The sequence below is a fragment of the Achromobacter sp. E1 genome (assembly GCF_037039475.1).
GTDB lineage: Bacteria > Pseudomonadota > Gammaproteobacteria > Burkholderiales > Burkholderiaceae_B > Achromobacter > Achromobacter mucicolens.
The window spans coordinates 3,528,974-3,549,002 of sequence record NZ_CP146253.1 but is presented as its reverse complement, the minus strand read 5'-3'; the positions used below and the strand labels follow the sequence as shown (position 1 = coordinate 3,549,002).

The window sequence follows — 20,029 nt, the reverse complement described above, 5'->3', positions numbered from 1 at the left end:
TCACGGCGCCGGCCGCAATGCGCCGCGCCCGGAACCCTTACCCCTTCGGACTCTGACTTCCATGAACCTTCTGCTCCTCAGCAATTCCAGCAGCGACGCCGGCTATCTGGTGCACGCCATGCCGGACATCCGCGAACTGATCGAATCCCTGCCGCAAGGCGCGCCGGCCGTGTTCGTGCCGTACGCCGGGGTCACGCGCAACTGGGACGACTACACGGCGCTGGTCTCGTCCGCGCTGGCCGACACGGGGCTGGCCATCCAGGGCCTGCATACGGCCGAGGATCCCGTTGCCGCGCTGGAGGCCGCGTCGGTCATCATCGTCGGCGGCGGCAACACGTTCAATCTGCTGGGCCAGCTGCGCCGCCAGGGCCTGCTCGAGGTCGTGACGCGGCGTGTGCGCGCGGGTGCGGCCTATCTGGGCTGGAGCGCGGGCTCCAACCTGACGTGTCCCACCATCTGCACGACGAACGACATGCCCATCACCGACCCGCAAGGCTTTGATGCATTGGGCCTGTTGTCCTTCCAGATCAATCCGCACTACACCAACGCACACCCCCCCGGTCACCGCGGTGAAACGCGTGCCCAGCGTCTGGCCGAGTTCTGCACGCTGAATCCGGCCATGCCGGTGCTCGGCCTGCCCGAAGGCGCCGGTCTGCGCGTGCGTGGCCACAAGATCGCGCTGGTCGGTCCGCACGATGCGCCGCTCTTCCTGGGACGCGAGGAACCGCGCATGTTCCGTCCCGGCCCCGTGGAAATCCCGGCATGAAGCAGGTCATCGACGTTATCGAATTGCTGTCGTCCGCGCACGTCACCGGCGAGTCCGTGGCGCAGGTGCTGCGCGACGCCGGCCGTTGCGAAGTGCAGGTCACGCACCTGGAGCGTGACGGTCTTGCCACCGACTTCCTGTCCATCGTGATTCCCGGCGCGGATGCCTCGGCCCCGCAATTGGGCATCGTGGGCCGCTTGGGCGGCATCGGCGCGCGCCCCGCGGTGACGGGCCTGGTGTCCGACAGCGACGGCGCCGTCGTCGCAATCGCCGCCGCGCTCAAGCTGATGGCGATGGCGCAGCAGGGCGACGTGCTGCCCGGCACGGTCCGCATCCGCACGCACATCTGCCCGCGCGCCGGCACGCGGCCGCATCATCCGGTGCCGATGATGCGCTCGCCGTTCCCCATGCGCGAGATGATGTCCCACGAGGTGGATCCGCGCATGGACGCGATCCTGTCGGTGGACACCACCCGCGGCAACCGCCTGGTCAACAAGCGCGGCGTGGCGCTGACCCCGGTGGCCAAGCAGGGCTACCTCCTGCGCATCCCCGAAACCATGCTGGATGTCATGGGCTGGGTCAGCGGTGAGCTGCCGGTCACGCTGCCGTTGACCACCCAGGACATCACGCCCTACGAAAACGGCCTGTGGCACGTCAATTCGCTGATGCAGCCGGCTATCGTCACGGACGCGCCGGTCGTCGGCGTGGCGTTGACCGCGCAGACCACCGTGCCCGGTTGCGCCACCGGTGTCACCAACGCCGTGGACGCGGACGTCGCCATGCGCTTCTGCATCGAGATCGCCAAGTTGTACGGCCAGCGCGCCATGACTTTCTTCGACGACGCCGAGTGGGCTGCGCTGCAGGCCCGTTACGGCTCGATGGCGCACTTGCAGACCGTGGGCCGCGAAGACGGAGTCTCGCAATGAGCGCCCGCACGCCGCGCCGCGTCGCGTTCTTCACCATCGGTCAATCGCCGCGCAGCGACGTCGTGCCCGAGATGGCACCCGTGCTGGGCGCCCACGTTCGCATCGACGAATTCGGCGCGCTGGACGGCCTGGATGCCGCAGGGCTGGCCGCGCTGGCGCCGCGGCCCCGCGAATACCGCTTTGCCACGCGCCTGCGAGACGGTTCCCAGATCGAACTGGACGCCGCGGCCGCCGAGGCCCGGCTGGCGCACGTGATGCGAGAGGCCGACGGGCAGGGGTACGACGTGCTGGTGCCGCTGTGCACCGGCACGGCCATCGCGCCCATGCGCACGCTGGTGGTGGAGCCGCAGCAAGTCGTGGACCACCTTGTCGCCGGCCTTGCGCAGCACTGCCGCACGGTCGGGCTGGTCGTTCCGCTTGAGGCCCAGGTCGACGCCTTTCACATGGCCGTGCCGCTGGAATGCGAAACGCAGGTCGTGCACGCCACGCCCTACGAGCCCGACGCGCAGCAGGCCGCCCGCAACTTCGAGGCGGCCGGGCGCGAACTGGCGTCCTGCGACCTGATCGTCATGCACTGCATGGGCTACGCGCAGCGCATGCGCGATGCCGTGGCGCAGGCGTCGGGGCGCCCCGTGCTGCTGTCCAACCGCCTGGTGGCCCAGGCCCTGGCTCAAATACTGGAATAACGCCGCCGGACGCAATCCCGAAACCCTGGCCGCACGGACTCGCGCGGCCGCTTCGGGCGAGCGGCGAGAGGAGACGAAGCCGACTTCGTCAATCAACTGTTGGGAGTTTTTTTCATGATCAGCCGTACCCTGCACCGCGCCGCTGGCGCACTGTTCGCCGTTGCCGCGCTCTCGGCTGCCCCGGCCCATGCCGCCGACGCCTGGAAGCCTGCCAAACCCGTGCGCCTGCTCGTGGGCTTTGCGCCGGGCGGTTCGGCCGACACGCTGGCCCGCCTGCTGGCCGAGCCGCTGTCGGCCCGCCTGGGCCAACCCGTCGTGGTCGAGAACCTGGCCGGCGCCGGCGGCAACATCATGGCGTACCGCCTGAGCCAGGCCCCCGCCGACGGCTACACCATCGGCATCGCCGCCGCCGGTTCCATGGCCATCACCCATGTCCTGAACCCCAAGGGCACGAACTACAAGCCCACCGACTTCACGCCCATCACGCTGGCTGCCGTGCAGCCCAATGTGGTCATCGTCAACAAGGACGTGCCCGCCAATAACCTGGCCGAACTGAAGGAATACTTCCAGAAGACGCCGACGGCCACTTACGGCACCGCGGGCGTGGGCATCTCGAACCACCTGATCGCCGAGACCATGCTGTACAAGCTGGGCGTGAAAGTGCCGCACGCCGCCTACCGCGGCGCCGCGCCGGTCATCACCGACCTGCTCGGCGGCCACATCGCCATGACGATGGACAACATCTCGACCGCCGCGCCGCTGGCTTCGCAAGGCAAGGTCAAGGCGATTGCCGTCGCCTCGATCAAGCGCGCCGCTCAGTTGCCCAACGTGCCGACGCTGGACGAGCAAGGCCTGAAGGGCTTTGACATGCCGACGTGGCAAGGTGTCTTCGCGCCTGCCGGTCTGCCCGCGGACGTGCTGGCCGCCTATTACGCCGCGTTGCAGGACGTGCTGAAGCAACCGGCACTGGTCGAGAAGATGGCTGGCCTGGGGTCGGAGCCCGTCACCGGCATGACGCCCGAGAAGTTCAGCGCATTCCTGGACAATGACCGCAAGCAATGGGCGGACATCGTCAAGGCCGCGAACATCAGCCTGGAGCAGTAACGCGCGGGTGGCGGCTTCAGTCTCCATAGCCGCCATGGTCGCGATAGTCGCCATAAAGCAAAACGCCAGACCCTTTCGGGACTGGCGTTTTTTTTTGATGCGTGGCGCCGGATAAGCCGGCGCGCCTTGATGCAAGCCGGGGTATCCGAGATGCCCCGGTCAGGCTGGCATGCGCGCCGCGATTTCGGCGATGAGACGGCGCGCGGCGTCCAGCTTGTTGCCGGCCGGCAGCGGGTGGGTGCCTTGGGCATCGAACAGCACCAGCTCGGTGGTGTCGGCGTCCATCACCTTGTGCGCCAGATTGCCCACCAGCAACGGAATGCCCTTGCGCGTGCGCTTGGCTTCAGCATGCTCGGCCAGTTTTTCGGTTTCGGCGGCAAAGCCGACGCACCACGGGCCGTTCTCAAGCTTGGCCACTTCGGCCAGGATGTCCGGATTGGGTTCGAATTCCATCACCGGCGCGCCGCCGCCTTCGCTGGTTTTCTTGAGCTTTTGCGTGCTGACGTTTTTCACGCGCCAGTCAGCCACGGCGGCCACGGCAATGAAGATGTCCGCGTCGCCCACGCTGGCCATGACGGCGTCGTGCATCTGGCGGGCGGTCATGACGGGCAGGGCGGTCACGCCGCGAGGAATGGGCAGGAAGGTCGCGCCAGTGATCAGCGTGACGCGGGCGCCGGCTTCGCGCGCGGCGCGCGCCAGCGCGTAGCCCGTCTTGCCGGATGACCGGTTGCTCAGCACGCGCACCGGGTCCACGGGTTCGGACGTGGGGCCGGCGGTCAGCAGCACGTGGCGGCCGGCAAGCAGCTTGGGCTGAAAGAAGGCGATCAGGTCGGTCAGGAGCTCATGCGCTTCCAGCATCCGGCCATCGCCGGTCTCGCCGCAGGCCTGTTCGCCCGCAGCGGGTCCCAGCACCGTGACGCCGTCGCCGCGAAGGGTTTCGACGTTGCGCTGCGTGGCCGGGTTGGCCCACATCTCGCGATTCATGGCTGGCGCCACCAGCAGCGGACAGGCACGCGCCAGACATAGCGTGGACAGCAGGTCGTCGGCCAGTCCGTGCGCCACCTTTGCCATGAAGTCGGCGCTGGCGGGGGCGATCAGCACGGCGTCCGCGCCGCGCGTCAGGTCGATGTGCGCCATGTTGTTGGGCACCCGCGCGTCCCAGGCGTCCACGAACACGGGGCGGCCCGACAGCGCCTGCATGGTGACGGGCGTGATGAAGTGCGTGGCCGCCTCGGTCATCACCACGTCCACCGTGGCGCCTTGTTCGGTCAGGCGCCGCACCAGCTCGGCGATTTTGTAGCAGGCGATGCCCCCGGTCAGGCCGAGGACGATGCGTTTGCGGGCGAGATCGAGCATGAGGGCGTGGCGGCGGGTTCAGCGCCGTGTAATCGAGGAATTGGAAGGGATTTTATTCTGCATTGCCGCAACGCGCCGTTCGTCATGGATTAGAGGGGGCATCAATGCAGACGAAAACCGCTGGAAACGAAAGGGGGGCAACATGCCCCCCTTTTGTCATGCTTGCGGCTTGCGGGCGCGCAGCAGTTCGTCCAGCACCAGCAGCACCGCGCCGCAGGTGATGCCGACGTCGGCCAGATTGAAGGCGGGGAACTGCCAGTCGTTCCAGTAGAAGAGCAGAAAGTCCACCACGTGGCCATACACCACGCGGTCGATGACGTTGCCGATAGCGCCGCCCAGGATCAGCGTCAGCGCCAGGCAAAAGCGCGGCTGGCCGTGCGTGCGGCGCAGCATCCAGACGATGACCACCGCTGCCACGCAACCCAGGCCGGTGAAGAGCCAGCGCTGCCAGCCTTCTTCGGAGGCCAGGAAGCTGAAGGCTGCCCCGCGGTTGAACACCAGCGTGAAGTCAAAGAAAGGCAGGATGTTGACGCGCTCGCCGTACTGGAAGGCCGTGTTGAAGTAGATCTTGGTCAACTGGTCCAGCACGATGATCAGCAAGGCCAGCGCCAGCCAGCCGCCCACGCGCGCCGGCGCGGCGCGGGCGGGGGCGGCGTCCGTCACCCCGTGTTCGGAGGGGCGGGCCATGTTCAAGCCTTGTCGCGGGCTTCGCCCGAGCCGAACAGGTTGGACACGCAGCGGCCGCAGATCTCGGGATGATCGGCGTCCTGGCCCACATCAAGGCGCCAGTGCCAGCAGCGTTCGCACTTCTTGTGAGCCGACGGCGTTACCTCGATGCGGGTTTCGCCTTCGCCAGCGTGCACGGTGGCGCGCGAGACGATCAGCACGAAACGCAGGTCGTCGCCCAGGCTGGCCAGCAATTGCTGGTCTTCGCCGTTGGCGTACAGGTCGACCTCGGCTTGCAGCGACGAACCGATGTCGCCCGCCGTGCGCACTTCTTCCAGCTTGCGCTGGACCTCGGCGCGGATGGCGCGCAGGCGCGCCCACTTGGCCGTCAGCGTCTCGGCGTCGGCAAACGGCGGCAGCACGTGATAGACCTCGGTGAAGATCGTCGTGCGGGCCGCATCGGCCTGGTTCTTCAGGGCCGAAGCCGCCAATTCCTTCCAGGCCTCTTCGGCCGTGAACGACAGGATGGGCGCCATCAGCTTGAGCAGCGTCTGCGTCACATCCAGCAGGGCCGTCTGCGCCGAGCGGCGCGCGCGGCTGTCCGGCGCGGATGTGTACAGGCGGTCCTTCAGGATGTCCAGATAGAACGCGCCCAGGTCTTCGGAGCAGAAGGTCTGCAGGCGCGAGACGGCCGGATGGAAATCGTAGCGCTCGTAGTTCGCTTGGACTTCCGCCTGCATCTGCGCCGTCATGGCGAGCGCGTAGCGGTCGATCTCGAAAAGCTCGCCGTAGGGCACCGATTGCGACACGGCGTCGAAGTCGGCCAGGTTGGCCAGCAGGAAGCGAAGCGTGTTGCGGATGCGGCGATAGCCTTCCACCACGCGCTTGAGGATTTCGTCCGAGATGGAGAGCTCGCCGGAATAATCGGTGGACGCAACCCACAGGCGCAGGATTTCGGCGCCCAGGGAATCGGACACCTTCTGCGGGGCAATCACGTTGCCGACCGACTTGCTCATCTTGCGTCCCTGGCCGTCCACCACGAAGCCGTGCGTGAGCAGGGCCTTGTAGGGCGGCTGGCCGTAGAGCATGCAGCCAGTCAGCAGCGACGAATGGAACCAGCCGCGATGCTGGTCCGAGCCTTCCAGGTAGAGGTCGGCGGGCCAGCCGAGTTCGGCGCCGTGCGAGCCGGCGAATTCTCCGTCCTTGCCGCCCAGCACCGTGGCGTGCGTGCTGCCCGAATCGAACCACACGTCGAGCGTGTCGCGGTTCTTTTCGTACTGGTCGGCTTCGTCGCCCAGAAGCTCGCGGGGATCGAGCGCCTGCCAGGCCTCGATGCCGCCTTGTTCGACGCGCTGCGCCACCTGTTCAAGCAGCTCGGACGTGCGCGGATGCAGCTCGCCGGTTTCCTTGTGGACGAAGAACGCCATCGGCACGCCCCACTGGCGCTGACGCGACAGGGTCCAGTCCGGGCGGTTGGCGATCATGGCATGCAGGCGGGCGCGGCCCCAGGCAGGGTAGAACGCCGTGGCGTCGATGCCGGCCAGCGCCGTTTCGCGCAGGGTCGGGTTGCCATCCTTGGGCGCGACGTCCATGCCGGCGAACCATTGGCTGGTCGCGCGGTAGATGATGGGCGTCTTGTGGCGCCAGCAGTGCATGTAGCTGTGCTTGTGCTTTTCGACGTGCATCAGCGCGCCGGCTTCCTTGAGGGCTTCGACGATCTTGGGATTCGCGTCCCAGATCGACAGGCCGCCAAAGAGCGCCAGGCTCTCGACGTACTTGCCGTCGCCCATGACCGGGCTGATGAAGTCGGTGTCCTTCATGCCGTGCTCTTTGCATGACATGAAGTCTTCGATACCGTAGGCAGGCGCCGAATGCACCACGCCAGTGCCGGAGTCGGCCGTGACGTAGTCGCCCAGGTAGACGGGCGCCTTGCGGTCGTAGGCGGCGTTGAACTGCGCCAGCGGGTGGCGGAACTCAATGCCGGACAGCGCCTGGCCGGGCGCCGTGGCGATGACTTCGCCTTCGAGCGCCCAGGACTTCAGGCAGTCTTCGACGCGTTCCTTGGCGATGAGCAGCAGGGGGCCGAACTTGGGCGTGATTTCGGACGTGACCCGCACCAGCGCGTATTCGATTTCCGGATGCACGTTCAGCGCCTGGTTGGACGGGATGGTCCAGGGCGTGGTCGTCCAGATCACGATGGCGCCGTCTTCGACCGATTCCAGGCCGAAGGCCTTGGCCAGTTTGGCGGGTTCGGCAAACGGGAAGGCCACGTCGACAGCCGGGTCCACGCGATCGGCGTACTCCACCTCGGCTTCGGCAAGCGCCGAACCGCAGTCGAAACACCAGTTCACGGGTTTCAGGCCGCGAAATACGTAGCCCTTGTCCAGGATACGGCCCAAGGCGCGGATCTCGTCGGCCTCGTTGCTGTAGTTCATCGTCATGTACGGACGATCCCATTCGCCCAGCACGCCCAGGCGCTTGAAGTCCTTGCGCTGGCGGTCGATCTGCTCGAGCGCGTAGGCCCGTGCCTTGGACTGCACTTCCGCCACGGGCAGGTGCTTGCCGTACTTCTTTTCGATCTGGATCTCGATGGGCATGCCGTGGCAGTCCCAGCCCGGCACGTAGTGCGCGTCGTAGCCGGCCATGTTGCGGCTCTTGACGATGATGTCCTTCAGGATCTTGTTGACCGCGTGGCCGATGTGAATGTCGCCGTTCGCATAGGGCGGGCCGTCATGCAGGGCGAAGCGGGGCCGGCCGCGGCTGGCCGCACGGATCGCCTGGTAGACGTGGTTTTCCTCCCATTGCGCAATCCAGGCGGGCTCGCGCTTGGCGAGGTCGCCCCGCATGGGGAAGGGAGTATCGGGCAGGTTGAGGGTCTTTTTATAGTCCATGAACGGCAAAATAGGCGCGCGCGTTTCGCGCGTCTTCGGCGATGGCGGCAGTCAGGGAAGGGAGATCAGGAAATTTTTCTTCGTCCCGCAGCTTTTGCAGGAATTCGACGCGTACGAGTTTACCGTATGCGTTGACGGTCTCATCGAGCAAGTGTGACTCAAGCAGCACTCTGCCGCGGTCCTCGACCGTCGGCCGCACGCCCAGGCTTGCCACCGCAGGCAGCGCGCGGTCGGCCAACCCGTGAACCTGCACCACGTAGATGCCCGAACGCGCGGCGCATCTTTCGGCCACCCGCAGGTTCATCGTGGGATAGCCCAGGGTCCGGCCAAGCTTCTGACCATGGATGACGTGACCGCTGATATGGAAGGGGTGTCCCAGCAGATGACGGGCGCGCTCCAGGTCGCCCACCGCCAGCGCGGTGCGCACCTCGGAGCTGGAAATGCGGTGGCCTTGGCGGTCCGTGACATCGGCCAGCGTCTGGACCTCGAAACCATGCACCATGCCGGCCTCGCGCAGCAGATCGATGTCGCCGCTGCGCTTGTGCCCAAAACGGAAGTCCTCGCCCACCAGCAGCCATTTGGTCTGCAAGCCCTGCACCAGCAGGTGTTCGATGAAGGCATTGGCCGACATTTCGGCCAGCCGGGCATTGAAGCGCTCGACCACGACCTGCGTGATGCCGTAGCGTGCCAGCGCGGCCAGCTTGTCGCGCAGCCCGGAAATGCGGGTCGGCGCCAGCTCCGGACGCTGGTTCAGGGTGGCGAAATACTCCCGCGGGTGCGGCTCGAAGGTCATCACGGCCGGGGTGAGACCGCGTTCGCGGGCCACCTGGCAGACGCGGGCAAGCATGGCCTGATGGCCGCGATGGACGCCGTCGAAATTGCCGATCGTCAGCGCGCAAGGGGCGCGCCGGTCGGGCGGGGGCAGGGATCGGTAGATACGCAGCGATGGTTTCACGAGCGAGAGTTTACAATTTTGGATTACGGGTTTGTTCGTATCCCGCCAGCGTCCTCTCGCGCCGGCGCTTCCGCGCTGCGCGCGCGGGTCGTTTTCCGATGCCGGATCACGGGGGCGGACCCGCCCGATTTCCCTTGGAATTCTTCATCTTGCCGGAAATATCTTCTATCAAGCGCCGCCTCGTCATCCTGATCTCGGGACGGGGCAGCAACATGCAGGCGCTGGCCCAGGCCTGCCGCGACGAATCCTGGCCAGCGGAAATTGCCGCTGTGATCGCCAGCCGTCCCGACGCCGCGGGCCTCGAATGGGCTGCCGGCCAGGGTATCCCCACGGCCGCCTTGTATCACAAGGACTACGCCAGCCGCGAAGCCTTCGACACCGCGCTGGCCGCCGAAATCGACCGGTACGAGCCCGACTACGTCATCCTGGCCGGATTCATGCGGGTGCTCACGCCCGGCTTCGTGAATCACTACGCCGGCCGCCTGGTCAATATCCATCCGTCCCTGCTGCCCGCGTTTCCGGGGCTGCATACGCACGCCCAGGCCCTGGCCACGGGCGTGCGCGTGCATGGCTGTACCGTGCACTTCGTGACCCCGGTCCTGGACCACGGCCCCATCATTGCCCAGGGGTGCGTGCCGGTTCTGGCCGGCGACACGCCGGAGTTGCTGGCCGAGCGCGTGCTGGCCGTCGAACACCAGGCATTTCCGGCTGCCGTTCGCTGGCTGGCCGAAGGCCGGGTTACCCTGACAAACGATCACCGCGTGGCCGTCCAGGGCGACCCCGTGCGCCTTTTTTCCTGGACGCCGGCCGTCTGAACGGCCTGAAAAGCATTTATCGGGCGCGAGCGCCTGCGCCCCACTGGACTACACCATGACCAAACCCCAATCCCCGCGTTCCCGGCTGGCCGGCTCCTTCGGCGCCGCCACGGAGGGCCGCGACGGCCGATCCTTCTTCTCCCGCCCCAAGGGCGACGCCCGCAAACCGGCGCCCCGCGACCGGTCCGAATCCGGCGACCGCGCCCGTGACGATCGCGGTGGCGATCGCGGCGGCTACGGCCAGGAGCGCGGCGAAGCCCGCGGTGGCGACCGCAATTCGTATGGCCAGGATCGCCGTGAAGGCCAGGGACGCCCGGATTCGCGCTCGTCCTTTGGCCGGCAGCGTGGCGAAGGCCGCGGTGGCGACCGCAATTCGTACGGCCAGGATCGCCGAGAAGGCCAGGGACGCCCGGATTCGCGCTCGTCCTTCGGCGGGCCGCGTGGCGACGGCCGCGGCGGCGACCGCAATTCGTATGGCCAAGATCGGCGCGAAGGCCAGGGCCGCCCAGATTCGCGCTCGTCCTTCGGCAGCCCGCGCGGCGAAGGCCGCGGTGGCGACCGCAATTCGTACGGCCAGGACCGCCGCGAAGGCCAGGGCCGCCCGGATTCGCGCTCGTCCTTCGGCGGACAGCGCGGCGAAGGCCGCGGTGGCGACCGCGGTTCGTATGGACAGGACCGCGGCGAAGGCCAGGGCCGCCCAGATTCGCGCTCGTCCTTTGGCGGGCAGCGCGGCGAAGCCCGTGGCGGTGACCGCAATTCGTATGGCCAGGACCGCCGCGAAGGGCAGGGCCGCCCGGATTCCCGTTCCTTCGATTCCCGTGCCTCCAGCGGTCAACGTGGCGAACACCGTGGCGGCGATCACGCCCCGCAAAAGCCCCAATCCAACCGCCCGCGCCTCTCGCACGGCGCCATCCGCATCGACCAGGTCCAGCGCGTGCTGGGCGAGATCCTGCAATGGACCTATCCGGCCGACGCTGCGCTGTCGCACTGGCTGCGCCACCACCCGAACCTGGGCGCGCGCGACCGCTCCGAAGTCGCAGAGGCCGTTTATGACGTGCTGCGTCACCTTCGCCGCTACCGCCAATACGCGGAAAGCGGCGTCGGCCCCGCTTCGCGCCGCCTGGCCATCCTGGGTCTGAATGCCACGGTGGGCGCAGAACCCCTGCAAGAGGGCATGGACGCGGCCGAAGCCGAATGGCTGCAGCGCGTGTCGCGCATCGACGTGGCAACCTTGCCCCGCGCCGTGCGCGGCAGCATTCCCGATTGGCTGGACGAGCGCCTGAGCGCCATGGAAAGCCCGGACACGCTGGTCGAGGCCTTGAACCGCCAGGCCAGCCTGGACTTGCGCGTGAACCCGCTCAAGACCGAGCGCGATGCCATGCTGGCCGAACTGCAGCAAAGCGCGGGCCGCTATGAGCCGACGGCGATGCCTTTTTCGCCGTGGGGCATCCGCATGCAAGGGCGGCCCGCCATCAACCGGTGGCCCCAATTCGAGAACGGCAGCATCGAAGTCCAGGACGAAGGCAGCCAGTTGCTCGCGCTCCTGGTCGCTCCCCGGCGCGGTGAGATGATCATCGATTTCTGCGCGGGCGCGGGCGGCAAGACGTTGCTTCTGGGCGCGCTGATGCGTTCGACCGGCCGTCTGTACGCCTTTGACGTCTCGGCGGCCCGGCTGGCGCGCGCCAAGCCGCGTTTTGCGCGCAGCGGCCTGTCGAATGTCGTGCCGGTGGTGATCGACAATGAAAACGATGCGCGCGTGAAGCGCCTGGCAGGCAAGGCGCAACGCGTGCTGGTCGATGCGCCCTGCAGCGGCATCGGCACGCTGCGCCGCAATCCGGACCTGAAATGGCGTCAGCACCCCGAGGCGCTGGCTGAACTGGGTCAGCTTCAAGAGCGCATCCTGAACAGCGCGGCGCGCTGCGTTGCGCCCGGCGGGCGCCTGGTCTACGCCACGTGCAGCCTGCTGGCCGAAGAGAACGAAGCCCAGGCCGACCGGTTCCTCGCCAGCCACCCGGATTTCGAACGCGTGGACGCCGCCGAAATCCTGGGCGCCCGGTGCGAGACCCTGAAGCTGGAAGGTCCTTACGTGCAGTTGCGACCGGACGTGCACGGCACCGACGGGTTCTTTGCCGCCGTGTTCGAGCGCAAGAAGAAGGCAGCGGCTTCCGGTGCCGCTGAAGCTTCGGAAAGCGCCGAAGACGCCAAGGATGCGGAATTTGCCGAGCCGGTTGCCGCCGAGGAAGCTAGCGCCGAAACGCCCTTGCAGGAAGAAGCCGGCGTCAAGGACCCGGCGTGACGCCTACCGTCGCGCTGTAGCGGCGGGTTCCGATCGTCTTGTTCTGGTACTTCACTTCCCAGGACAGGGTGTCGGAGCCCGGCCGGTCGGCCTGGTAGACCACCTGCGCCACCGGCACCGATTTGTAGGCGCAGCGCCCGGAATCGTTGGATTGTCCGCGCGTCTGCAGGATGCTGGCCTTGCCCAGCGTCGGCATCTGGGTGATCGCGACGCGCGGCGCCCGCAACGCCAGGCAGTCCGACCCACGAATCTCATAGTAAGAGGCCAGGACGGCAACGTCCCCGGACTTCAGGGTTTGCGCCTGGGCAGAGGCCGAAAACCCCACGCCAAGCGTGGCGAGGGCGATGCAAAAACGGTGACGCATTAGATTCAGGGACATTAGTGGGACAAAAGAGACAGTTTTTGGGGCGAGACGGCGGGCAGTGTGCCCGGCTATCGTGGCGTCTTCAAGACGGCGGGCTTGCCTGACTGGAACTTTAATCGCCAAATGTAGCCAAAACCCGGTGCCGTTGCGAAAGTCGCAGCTCTCCCTGCCGAGGGGCGTGGACACCGGAATGGCGCCGTTGAAGGCTCTGCGTGCGCCCAAAGCGCCGCGAGCGCGGCTTTTTTGGTCAAAACCGCGGCTTAGTCCTTGATTTCTCTCAATAACTATTTTGAAACTAGATTGTCATCAGACGGCTAAGGTAAGCTAAACTTTCAGCCACTTCTCATGCGAGGCTCATAACAGCTTTATGGATTACATCCTCTCCTTCATTGCCGGCGGCCTGACCCAAGCGACTTGGTGGCAGATCGTCGTTTTCACTTTGGTCGTGACGCACATCACGATTGTTGCGGTCACGGTTTTTCTCCATCGCAGCCAAGCGCACCGCGGTCTGGATCTTCATCCGGCTGTCATGCACTTCTTCCGCTTCTGGCTCTGGATGACGACCGGCATGGTCACCAAGGAATGGGTGGCCATTCACCGCAAGCATCACGCCAAATGCGAAAAAGAAGGTGACCCGCACTCGCCCATGCTGTTCGGTATCTGGAAGGTGCTGTTCCGCGGCGCGGAGCTGTACCGCGAAGAGTCGAACAACAAGGAAACCATGGCCAAGTTCGGCCACGGCACGCCGGACGACTGGCTCGAGCGCAACGTCTACAGCAAGCACAGCCTGTGGGGCGTGCTGACCATGCTCGCCATCGACATCGCCCTGTTCGGCGCCATCGGCGTCACCGTCTGGGCTGTCCAGATGGCCTGGATTCCCTTCTGGGCCGCCGGCGTCGTCAACGGCATCGGCCACTTCTGGGGCTATCGCAACTACAACAGCCCGGACACCAGCACCAACGTGTTCCCGTGGGGCATCGTGATCGGCGGCGAAGAGCTGCACAACAACCACCATGCCCACGGTACGTCCGCCAAGTTCTCGGCCAAGTGGTATGAGTTCGACATCGGCTGGTGCTACATCAACATCCTGAAGTTCTTCGGCCTGGCCAAGATCAAGAAGGTTGCGCCCAAGCTCAAGCTGGACGACTCCCGCACGGGCATCGACCTGCGCACGCTGCAAGGCGTGATCACGCACCGCTACGAAGTCATGGCCCGCTATGCGGACGTGATCAAGAGCGCCGCCCGCGAAGAGCTGGCCAAGCTGAAGGCCTCGCGCCAGGAAGGCAACGCCGAATGCGGCTACACCAAGTTGCACAGCGTGCGCCGTGCCATCCACCGCAACGAAGAAATCCTGCAGCCCGAGCAACTGGCTGCCGTGGACAAGGCCATTGCCCAGAACAAGTCGCTGTCGACGCTGGTGCAGATGCGCCGTGAACTCGGCCGCATCTGGGAAAGCTCCAGCGCCAGCAGCGAACAACTTCTTCATGACCTGCAGGCCTGGTGCCAGCGCGCCCAGCAAAGCGGCATCGCTGGGCTTGAGCAGTTCGCTCAACATCTGCGCCGCTACGCGGCATGATGCTAGAGAAGCTCAATCCTGAACAACGCGCCGCAGTAACGTTAGAACCGCAGCACGCCCTGGTCTTGGCCGGGGCGGGCAGCGGCAAGACCCGGGTGCTCACCACCCGCATGGCCTGGCTGATTCAAACCGGCCAGGCTTCGCCTTTTGGGCTTCTGGCGGTCACGTTCACCAACAAGGCAGCCCGCGAGATGCTGGCGCGCATGTCGGCCATCCTGCCGATCGATACGCGCGGCCTCTGGATCGGCACGTTCCACGGCCTTTGCAACCGCATGCTGCGCGCGCATCACCGCGACGCCGGCCTGCCGCAGAGCTTTCAGATCCTGGACGTCACGGACCAGCTTGCGGCCATCAAGCGCCTCATGAAGGCCAACGGCGTGGACGACGAAAAGTACCCGCCCCGCGATGTGCAGCGCTTCATCAACGGCGCCAAGGAAGAGGGCCTGCGCCCCGCCGACGTCGAAGCCTACGACGCGCACCGCCGCCGCCTGATCGAGATCTACCAGCTCTACGAAGCGCAGTGCCAACGCGAAGGCGTGGTCGACTTTGCCGAGTTGCTGCTGCGCGCCTATGAGCTGCTGTCGCGCAACGCGCCCGTGCGCGAGCACTACCAGCGCCGGTTCCGCCACATCCTCGTCGACGAGTTCCAGGACACCAACACGCTGCAGTACAAGTGGCTTCGCCTGCTGGCGGGCGGTGGCGCGGCCATCTTCGCCGTGGGCGACGACGACCAGTCCATCTACGCCTTCCGCGGCGCCAACGTCGGCAACATGGCTGACTTCGAGCGCGACTATGCCCATGGCACCGTGATCCGCCTGGAGCAGAATTACCGCTCGTACGGTCATATCCTGGATTCGGCCAACGCGCTCATCGGCCACAACTCGGGACGCCTGGGCAAGAATCTCTGGACCGACCAGGGCGAGGGCGAACCGGTGCGCGTCATCGAGCAGCCGTCCGATGGCATGGAAGCGCAGTGGATCGTGGACGAGATCCGTTCCCTCATCCATGAGGGCAGCGACCGCCGCGAAATCGCCGTGCTGTATCGCAGCAACGCGCAGTCGCGCGTCATCGAGCACGCCATTTTCTCGGCCGGCATCCCGTACAAGGTGTATGGCGGCCTGCGCTTTTTCGAACGCCAGGAAATCAAGCACGCGCTGGCTTACCTGCGCCTGATGGCCAATCCGCACGACGATACGTCGTGGATGCGGGTGGTCAATTTCCCGACGCGCGGGATCGGGGCACGCACGCTCGAACAGCTGGCCGATGCCGCGCGCGAGCACGACACCAGCCTGTATGGCGCGGTAGCGCGGGTTGCGGGCAAGGGCGGATCCAATCTGGCCCAGTTCGCGCAGCTGATTCATCGGCTCATCGAAGAAACCCGCGAGCTGCCGCTGCCCGAAATGGTCGAGCACATGCTCGAGGCCAGCGGCCTGAACGCCCACTACAAGGCCGAGCGCGAAGGCGCCGAACGGCTGGAAAACCTGAACGAACTCATCACGGCCGCGGCGGTGTTTGCGTCCGAGGAAAACTACGACGGCATGCCCGCCGGCCAGGTGCCCGACGGTGACACGTCCTCCACGCTCATGCCGGGTGTGGTGGACGCGCCTGCGGTTGCAGGCGACAACCTGACGCCCCTGGCTGCGTTCCTGTCGCATGCGGCGCTCGAGGCCGGCGACAACCAGGCCCAGCAAGGCCAGGATGCCGTCCAGCTCATGACGGTGCATGCCGCCAAGGGCCTGGAATTCGACGCCGTGTTCATCACCGGCCTGGAGGAAGGGCTGTTCCCACACGAGAACAGCATCCTCGAGCCGGCCGGCCTGGAAGAAGAACGCCGCCTCATGTACGTGGCGATCACGCGCGCACGGCAGCGCCTGTACATCAGCCTGGCGCAAAGCCGGATGCTGCATGGCCAGACGCGATACGCCATGCGCTCGCGCTTTCTGGATGAAATTCCCGAGCAGCACCTGAAGTGGCTGACCCCCAAGGCCGGACTGGCCCCGGTCAGCGCGACCGGCGCGGGGTGGGGCGGCGGCAACCGCGGCGATGCCTTTGGCCGCAAGCCGACCAACACCATTGCGCCGCGTCAACCCCGCGGTGTCGCTACCGGCGTCACGGTGGGCGACAAGCAGTATCGTGTGGGGCAGGGTGTGCGTCACGCGCGTTTCGGCGACGGCACGATCATCGGCCTGAGCGGCGCGGGACAGGACGCCCAGGCGGAAATCCACTTCCGCGATGTCGGCGCCAAAACCTTGGCGCTTGGTATCGCCAAGCTCGACATTGTTCAGGGTTGACACATATGGCCAACAACGATTCCCCCAAAGCCGAGCTGGCGTCCCTGCGCGCCGAAGTCGACGAGATCGATCAGCAGATCATGCTGCTGCTGGGTGTGCGGTTCCGTTGCACGGACATGATCGGCGAACTGAAAACCAACCACGGGATGGATCTGGTGGACCCCAGGCGCGAGGCCCAGCAGGTCGAGCGCATCCGGCGCCTGGCACTGGAAGCCGGCGTGCCGCCCGATCTGGCCGAGACCATCCTGCGCGAAGTGATCGACACCGTGATCGACAACCACACCCGCCTGCGCGAGCGTCCTTACTCGTGACCGCAGGCGCGCGCCCGAGGCCTGTCAGGCAAGTGCGCGGGTATAGGCCAGCCGAAAACAGCTAGCCCAAAAAAACCGGCCCCAATTCGGGGCCGGTTTCTATTTGAAGCCCGCTTATAGGTGGGCCTGCTTCTTTTAGTTCAGGCTTCGCTCTGGTCGATCTCTTCCAGCGAGCCCTGCAGCTCCAGCCACTGCTCTTCCAGTTCCCCCATGCGCTTGCCGTGTTCGCCGTGGTCCGCCATGACCTTCTGGCGTTCGGCGCGACGCGCGTCGGAATACAGGTCCGGATCGGCAATCACCGCGTCCAGGGCCGCGAGCTTGCCCCGCAACTTTTCCATTTCGGATTCCACCTTGGCCAGCTTGGACTCCAGCGGCTTGCGCAGGGCGGACAGGCGTTGCCGCTGTTCGGCTTCGGCGCGGCGCTGCGCCTTGCGATCGACGACGGGGTCACTGCCGTTTTCGGCGCTTTCCCGCGCCTCGGCGCGTTCGTCCGCATTGCGCGCGGCCAGCCAGTCGCGATAGTCCTCCAGGTCGCCGTCGAACTCGCGCACCGCGCCATCCGCCACGATCCAGAAACTGTCCACGGTAGTGCGCAGCAGATGGCGATCGTGCGACACGAGCAGCATGCTGCCGCCGAAGTCTGCCAGGGCGGTGGCCAAGGCCTCGCGCGTCTCGACGTCCAAGTGGTTGCTGGGCTCGTCCAGCAGCAGCAGATTGGGCTTCTGCCAAACGATGAGCGACAGCGCCAGGCGCGCCTTTTCGCCGCCCGACATCGGGCCCACCTTGCTGGTGACGGTATCGCCCGAGAAACCGAAACCCCCCAGGTAATTGCGCAGTTCCTGCTCTCGCGCCTCGGGCGCCAGGCGGGCCAGGTGCGCGATTGGCGTGCTGTCCACGTCCAGCATGTCGAGCTGATGCTGGTGGAAGTATCCGATCGCCAGACCGCGCGAGGCGCGGCGTTCGCCGGCCTGCACGGGCAGTTCCTCGGCCAGGGTCTTGATCAGTGTGCTCTTGCCGGCGCCGTTGGCGCCCAGCACGCCCACGCGGCTGCCCGCGCGAACCATCAGCGTCACATCGCGCAGGATGGGCACGGCATTGCCCTCGGCGTCCGTGTAGCCCGCCGACAGATGCTCAAGCGTCAGCAGCGGATCCGGCACCTGGTCGGGGGAGGGGATGCGAATGTCGATGCCGGCTTCCGCTTGCAGCGGCGCCAGCACCTGCATGCGCGCCAACGCCTTCACGCGGCTCTGTGCCTGCTTGGCCTTGGACGCCTTGGCCTTGAAGCGGTCGATGAAGCCTTGCAGGCGGGCGGCCTCGCGCGTCTGGCGGTCATAGGCGATGCTGGACTGGCGCAGGCGCTCGGCGCGCTGCGTCAGGAAGTCGCCATAGCCGCCGCGATACCGCGTCAGCTTGGCATGGTCGAAATGCAGGATCGACCGCGCGACCGCGTCCAGGAACTCGGTGTCGTGGGAGATCAGCATGACGGTGCCTTCGTAGGCGGCCAGCCATTTCTCCAGCCACAGCATCGCGTCCAGATCCAGGTGGTTGGTGGGTTCGTCCAGCAGCAGCAGCTCGGACGGAGCCATCAGCGCGCGGGCCAGCGCAAGGCGCATGCGCCAGCCGCCCGAAAAGCTCTCGACCGGTTGCGTCCATTCGGCGGGCTTGAAGCCCAGGCCGGCCAGGAGTTGCTCGGCACGGGAGGCCGCGCTCCAGGCGCCGGCTTCCACCAGCGCGGCTTCCGCTTCGGCGATCTGCGTGCCCTGGTCGTCGGACAGCGCCGCGCGCTGCGCCTGCAATGCGCGCAGATGCGTGTCGCCGTCGATCACGAACTCGCGGGCAGGGCGGTCGTCCGCGTGCAGTTCCTGCTCGACGCTGGCGATGCGCCAACCGGCGGGCAGCGACAAGGTGCCGGCGTCTGCGTCCAGCGCGCCGGTCAGCAGCGCGAACAGCGAGGACTTGCCCGCGCCGTTCTTGCCCACGATGCCTACCCGCTCGCCCGGGTTCACGACAAATTCGGCGCCGTCCAGCAGCACTTTCGTGCCGCGGCGCAGGGTCAATCCGTTGGCGCGTATCACAGGCTCAGTTGCTCGCGGGTAAGCAGCAGAAGCTGGTCCGAGGCTTCCTCGGTATCCAGCCAGACAGGCGACAGCTGCGGGAAGGCGGCCTCGAAGAAATCGCGCTCATGGCCGATTTCCAGCACGAGCACGCCGTTCTCCGACAGGTACTGCGGGGCGGCTTGCAGGATGCGGCGCACGAGGTCCATGCCGTCGTCGCCGCCGGCAAGCGCCAGCTGCGGTTCGTGCAGGTATTCCTGCGGCAGCGCGCGCATCGAGCCGCTGTTCACGTAGGGCGGATTGCAGACGATCACGTCGTATTCGCGCGCGGGCAGGGCATCAAAGAGGTTGCTTTCGTGCAAATCCAGGCGGTCGGCAAGCCCGTAGTCGTCGACGTTGCGGCGCGCGACTTCCAGGGCGTCGGCGGACACGTCCACGGCGTCCACGTGCGCGTACGGGAAGGCCAGCGCCGCCAGGATCGCCAGGCAGCCGGAGCCGGTACACATGTCCAGCACGTTCTCCACGGCCAGCGCATCCTGCACCCACGGCGACAGCCCCTCGTCCAGTAGCTCGGCGATGGGCGAGCGCGGCACGATCACGCGCTTGTCCACGTAGAACCTGTGGCCGCGAAGCCAGGCTTCATTCGTCAGGTACGCGGCGGGCACGCGCTCGGCCACGCGACGGTCCAGCAGGTCCAGCACACGCTCGCGCTCTTCGCGCACGACGCGCGCATCCAGGAACGGATCCAGCGTGTCCAGCGGCAGGTGCAGCGCGTGCAGGGTCAGGTAGACCGCTTCGTCCCAGGCATTGTCGCTGCCATGTCCCAGCGACACCTGGGCGCCGTTCAGGCGCGAGACGCCGTAGCGGATCAAGTCGCGCACGGTCTGCAGTTCGTCGCGGGAGGTTGCGTTCGTATCAGGCATTCAAATCACCGTCCCAGGGGGAAAACGGAAAAACGCCCCCAGAAAGGGG

At 66.5% G+C, this 20,029-nt stretch carries 16 protein-coding genes; 9 read left to right on the top strand and 7 right to left on the bottom strand.

Annotated features, from left to right (window positions below; all coding sequences use genetic code 11):
- Window positions 1–61 precede the first annotated feature (61 nt).
- The 4 genes from pepE to V6V88_RS16335 all read left to right on the top strand — a co-directional run bounded on the left by pepE (window position 62) and on the right by V6V88_RS16335 (window position 3,482).
- On the top strand, window positions 62–766 hold the full coding sequence (gene pepE / locus V6V88_RS16350) for a dipeptidase PepE (RefSeq protein ID WP_062840701.1): 705 nt from the start codon (window positions 62–64) through the stop codon (window positions 764–766).
- Window positions 763–1,692 carry a DUF1177 domain-containing protein gene (locus tag V6V88_RS16345; protein WP_062840702.1) on the top strand — a complete coding sequence of 310 codons (930 nt, stop codon included), beginning with the start codon at window positions 763–765 and terminating at the stop codon, window positions 1,690–1,692. Before pepE ends, V6V88_RS16345 begins: the two co-directional genes overlap by 4 nt.
- A complete protein-coding gene (locus V6V88_RS16340; RefSeq protein WP_062840703.1) occupies window positions 1,689–2,378 on the top strand; it encodes an AroM family protein in 690 nt (229 codons plus the stop codon). The genes V6V88_RS16345 and V6V88_RS16340 overlap by 4 nt, the downstream gene beginning before the upstream one ends.
- Window positions 2,379–2,492: 114 nt before the next feature.
- Entirely contained in the window at window positions 2,493–3,482 is a 990-nt protein-coding gene (locus V6V88_RS16335) for a tripartite tricarboxylate transporter substrate binding protein (RefSeq protein ID WP_062840704.1), read from the top strand.
- 159 nt (window positions 3,483–3,641) lie between these two features.
- Here V6V88_RS16335 and coaBC read toward each other — a convergent pair whose 3' ends face one another.
- The 4 genes from coaBC to V6V88_RS16315 all read right to left on the bottom strand — a co-directional run bounded on the left by coaBC (window position 3,642) and on the right by V6V88_RS16315 (window position 9,350).
- A complete protein-coding gene (gene coaBC, locus V6V88_RS16330) occupies window positions 3,642–4,838 on the bottom strand; it encodes a bifunctional phosphopantothenoylcysteine decarboxylase/phosphopantothenate--cysteine ligase CoaBC (RefSeq protein ID WP_056324402.1) in 1,197 nt (398 codons plus the stop codon).
- A gap of 156 nt (window positions 4,839–4,994) precedes the next feature.
- Window positions 4,995–5,525, bottom strand: a complete 531-nt coding sequence (gene lspA, locus V6V88_RS16325) for a signal peptidase II (protein ID WP_062840705.1) — start codon at window positions 5,523–5,525, stop codon at window positions 4,995–4,997.
- A 2-nt stretch (window positions 5,526–5,527) separates the two neighbouring features.
- A complete protein-coding gene (ileS, locus tag V6V88_RS16320; protein ID WP_338615626.1) occupies window positions 5,528–8,395 on the bottom strand; it encodes an isoleucine--tRNA ligase in 2,868 nt (955 codons plus the stop codon).
- On the bottom strand, window positions 8,385–9,350 hold the full coding sequence (locus V6V88_RS16315) for a bifunctional riboflavin kinase/FAD synthetase (RefSeq protein ID WP_063955488.1): 966 nt from the start codon (window positions 9,348–9,350) through the stop codon (window positions 8,385–8,387). Before V6V88_RS16315 ends, ileS begins: the two co-directional genes overlap by 11 nt.
- A gap of 158 nt (window positions 9,351–9,508) precedes the next feature.
- On the opposite strand from V6V88_RS16315, the gene purN reads away from it, so the two are divergent.
- Together purN and V6V88_RS16305 are read left to right on the top strand one after the other, a co-directional pair.
- Window positions 9,509–10,165: a phosphoribosylglycinamide formyltransferase gene (gene purN / locus V6V88_RS16310; RefSeq protein WP_128828820.1), complete on the top strand. Its 657-nt coding sequence runs from the start codon at window positions 9,509–9,511 to the stop codon at window positions 10,163–10,165.
- Window positions 10,166–11,099: 934 nt separating this feature from the next.
- Entirely contained in the window at window positions 11,100–12,461 is a 1,362-nt protein-coding gene (locus V6V88_RS16305; RefSeq protein WP_280003980.1) for an RsmB/NOP family class I SAM-dependent RNA methyltransferase, read from the top strand.
- On the opposite strand, the gene V6V88_RS16300 is transcribed toward V6V88_RS16305, so the two are convergent.
- Window positions 12,445–12,825, bottom strand: coding sequence for a hypothetical protein (locus tag V6V88_RS16300; protein ID WP_280003971.1), 381 nt, complete (start codon window positions 12,823–12,825; stop codon window positions 12,445–12,447). The two genes, V6V88_RS16305 and V6V88_RS16300, sit on opposite strands and share 17 nt — an antisense overlap.
- A 367-nt stretch (window positions 12,826–13,192) precedes the next feature.
- Between V6V88_RS16300 and V6V88_RS16295 the strand changes: the two genes are divergently transcribed.
- From V6V88_RS16295 to V6V88_RS16285, 3 genes are read left to right on the top strand one after another with little or no spacing between them, the layout of a single operon-like run.
- Window positions 13,193–14,401 (top strand): fatty acid desaturase, encoded by a 1,209-nt coding sequence (locus tag V6V88_RS16295; protein WP_062840708.1) that lies wholly within the window; start codon window positions 13,193–13,195, stop codon window positions 14,399–14,401.
- On the top strand, window positions 14,398–16,692 hold the full coding sequence (locus tag V6V88_RS16290) for a UvrD-helicase domain-containing protein (protein ID WP_056324422.1): 2,295 nt from the start codon (window positions 14,398–14,400) through the stop codon (window positions 16,690–16,692). Before V6V88_RS16295 ends, V6V88_RS16290 begins: the two co-directional genes overlap by 4 nt.
- A gap of 5 nt (window positions 16,693–16,697) precedes the next feature.
- Window positions 16,698–17,003, top strand: a complete 306-nt coding sequence (locus V6V88_RS16285; RefSeq protein ID WP_056324424.1) for a chorismate mutase — start codon at window positions 16,698–16,700, stop codon at window positions 17,001–17,003.
- A gap of 140 nt (window positions 17,004–17,143) precedes the next feature.
- Here the strand turns inward: V6V88_RS16285 and V6V88_RS16280 are convergent, their stop codons facing one another.
- Window positions 17,144–19,078, bottom strand: coding sequence for an ATP-binding cassette domain-containing protein (locus V6V88_RS16280; RefSeq protein WP_280003969.1), 1,935 nt, complete (start codon window positions 19,076–19,078; stop codon window positions 17,144–17,146).
- Window positions 19,075–19,980, bottom strand: coding sequence for a 50S ribosomal protein L3 N(5)-glutamine methyltransferase (prmB, locus tag V6V88_RS16275; protein ID WP_056324427.1), 906 nt, complete (start codon window positions 19,978–19,980; stop codon window positions 19,075–19,077). The genes V6V88_RS16280 and prmB overlap by 4 nt, the downstream gene beginning before the upstream one ends.
- Window positions 19,981–20,029: the final 49 nt, after the last annotated feature.

Coding starts and splice junctions, on each gene's coding strand:
- coaBC (WP_056324402.1), bottom strand. CDS start 4,838: ATGCTCGATCTCGCCCGCAAACGCATCGTCCTCGGCCTGACCGGGGGC.
- V6V88_RS16285 (WP_056324424.1), top strand. CDS start 16,698: ATGGCCAACAACGATTCCCCCAAAGCCGAGCTGGCGTCCCTGCGCGCC.
- V6V88_RS16345 (WP_062840702.1), top strand. CDS start 763: ATGAAGCAGGTCATCGACGTTATCGAATTGCTGTCGTCCGCGCACGTC.
- V6V88_RS16295 (WP_062840708.1), top strand. CDS start 13,193: ATGGATTACATCCTCTCCTTCATTGCCGGCGGCCTGACCCAAGCGACT.
- V6V88_RS16340 (WP_062840703.1), top strand. CDS start 1,689: ATGAGCGCCCGCACGCCGCGCCGCGTCGCGTTCTTCACCATCGGTCAA.
- V6V88_RS16335 (WP_062840704.1), top strand. CDS start 2,493: ATGATCAGCCGTACCCTGCACCGCGCCGCTGGCGCACTGTTCGCCGTT.
- ileS (WP_338615626.1), bottom strand. CDS start 8,395: ATGGACTATAAAAAGACCCTCAACCTGCCCGATACTCCCTTCCCCATG.
- lspA (WP_062840705.1), bottom strand. CDS start 5,525: ATGGCCCGCCCCTCCGAACACGGGGTGACGGACGCCGCCCCCGCCCGC.
- prmB (WP_056324427.1), bottom strand. CDS start 19,980: ATGCCTGATACGAACGCAACCTCCCGCGACGAACTGCAGACCGTGCGC.
- V6V88_RS16290 (WP_056324422.1), top strand. CDS start 14,398: ATGATGCTAGAGAAGCTCAATCCTGAACAACGCGCCGCAGTAACGTTA.
- V6V88_RS16300 (WP_280003971.1), bottom strand. CDS start 12,825: ATGCGTCACCGTTTTTGCATCGCCCTCGCCACGCTTGGCGTGGGGTTT.
- pepE (WP_062840701.1), top strand. CDS start 62: ATGAACCTTCTGCTCCTCAGCAATTCCAGCAGCGACGCCGGCTATCTG.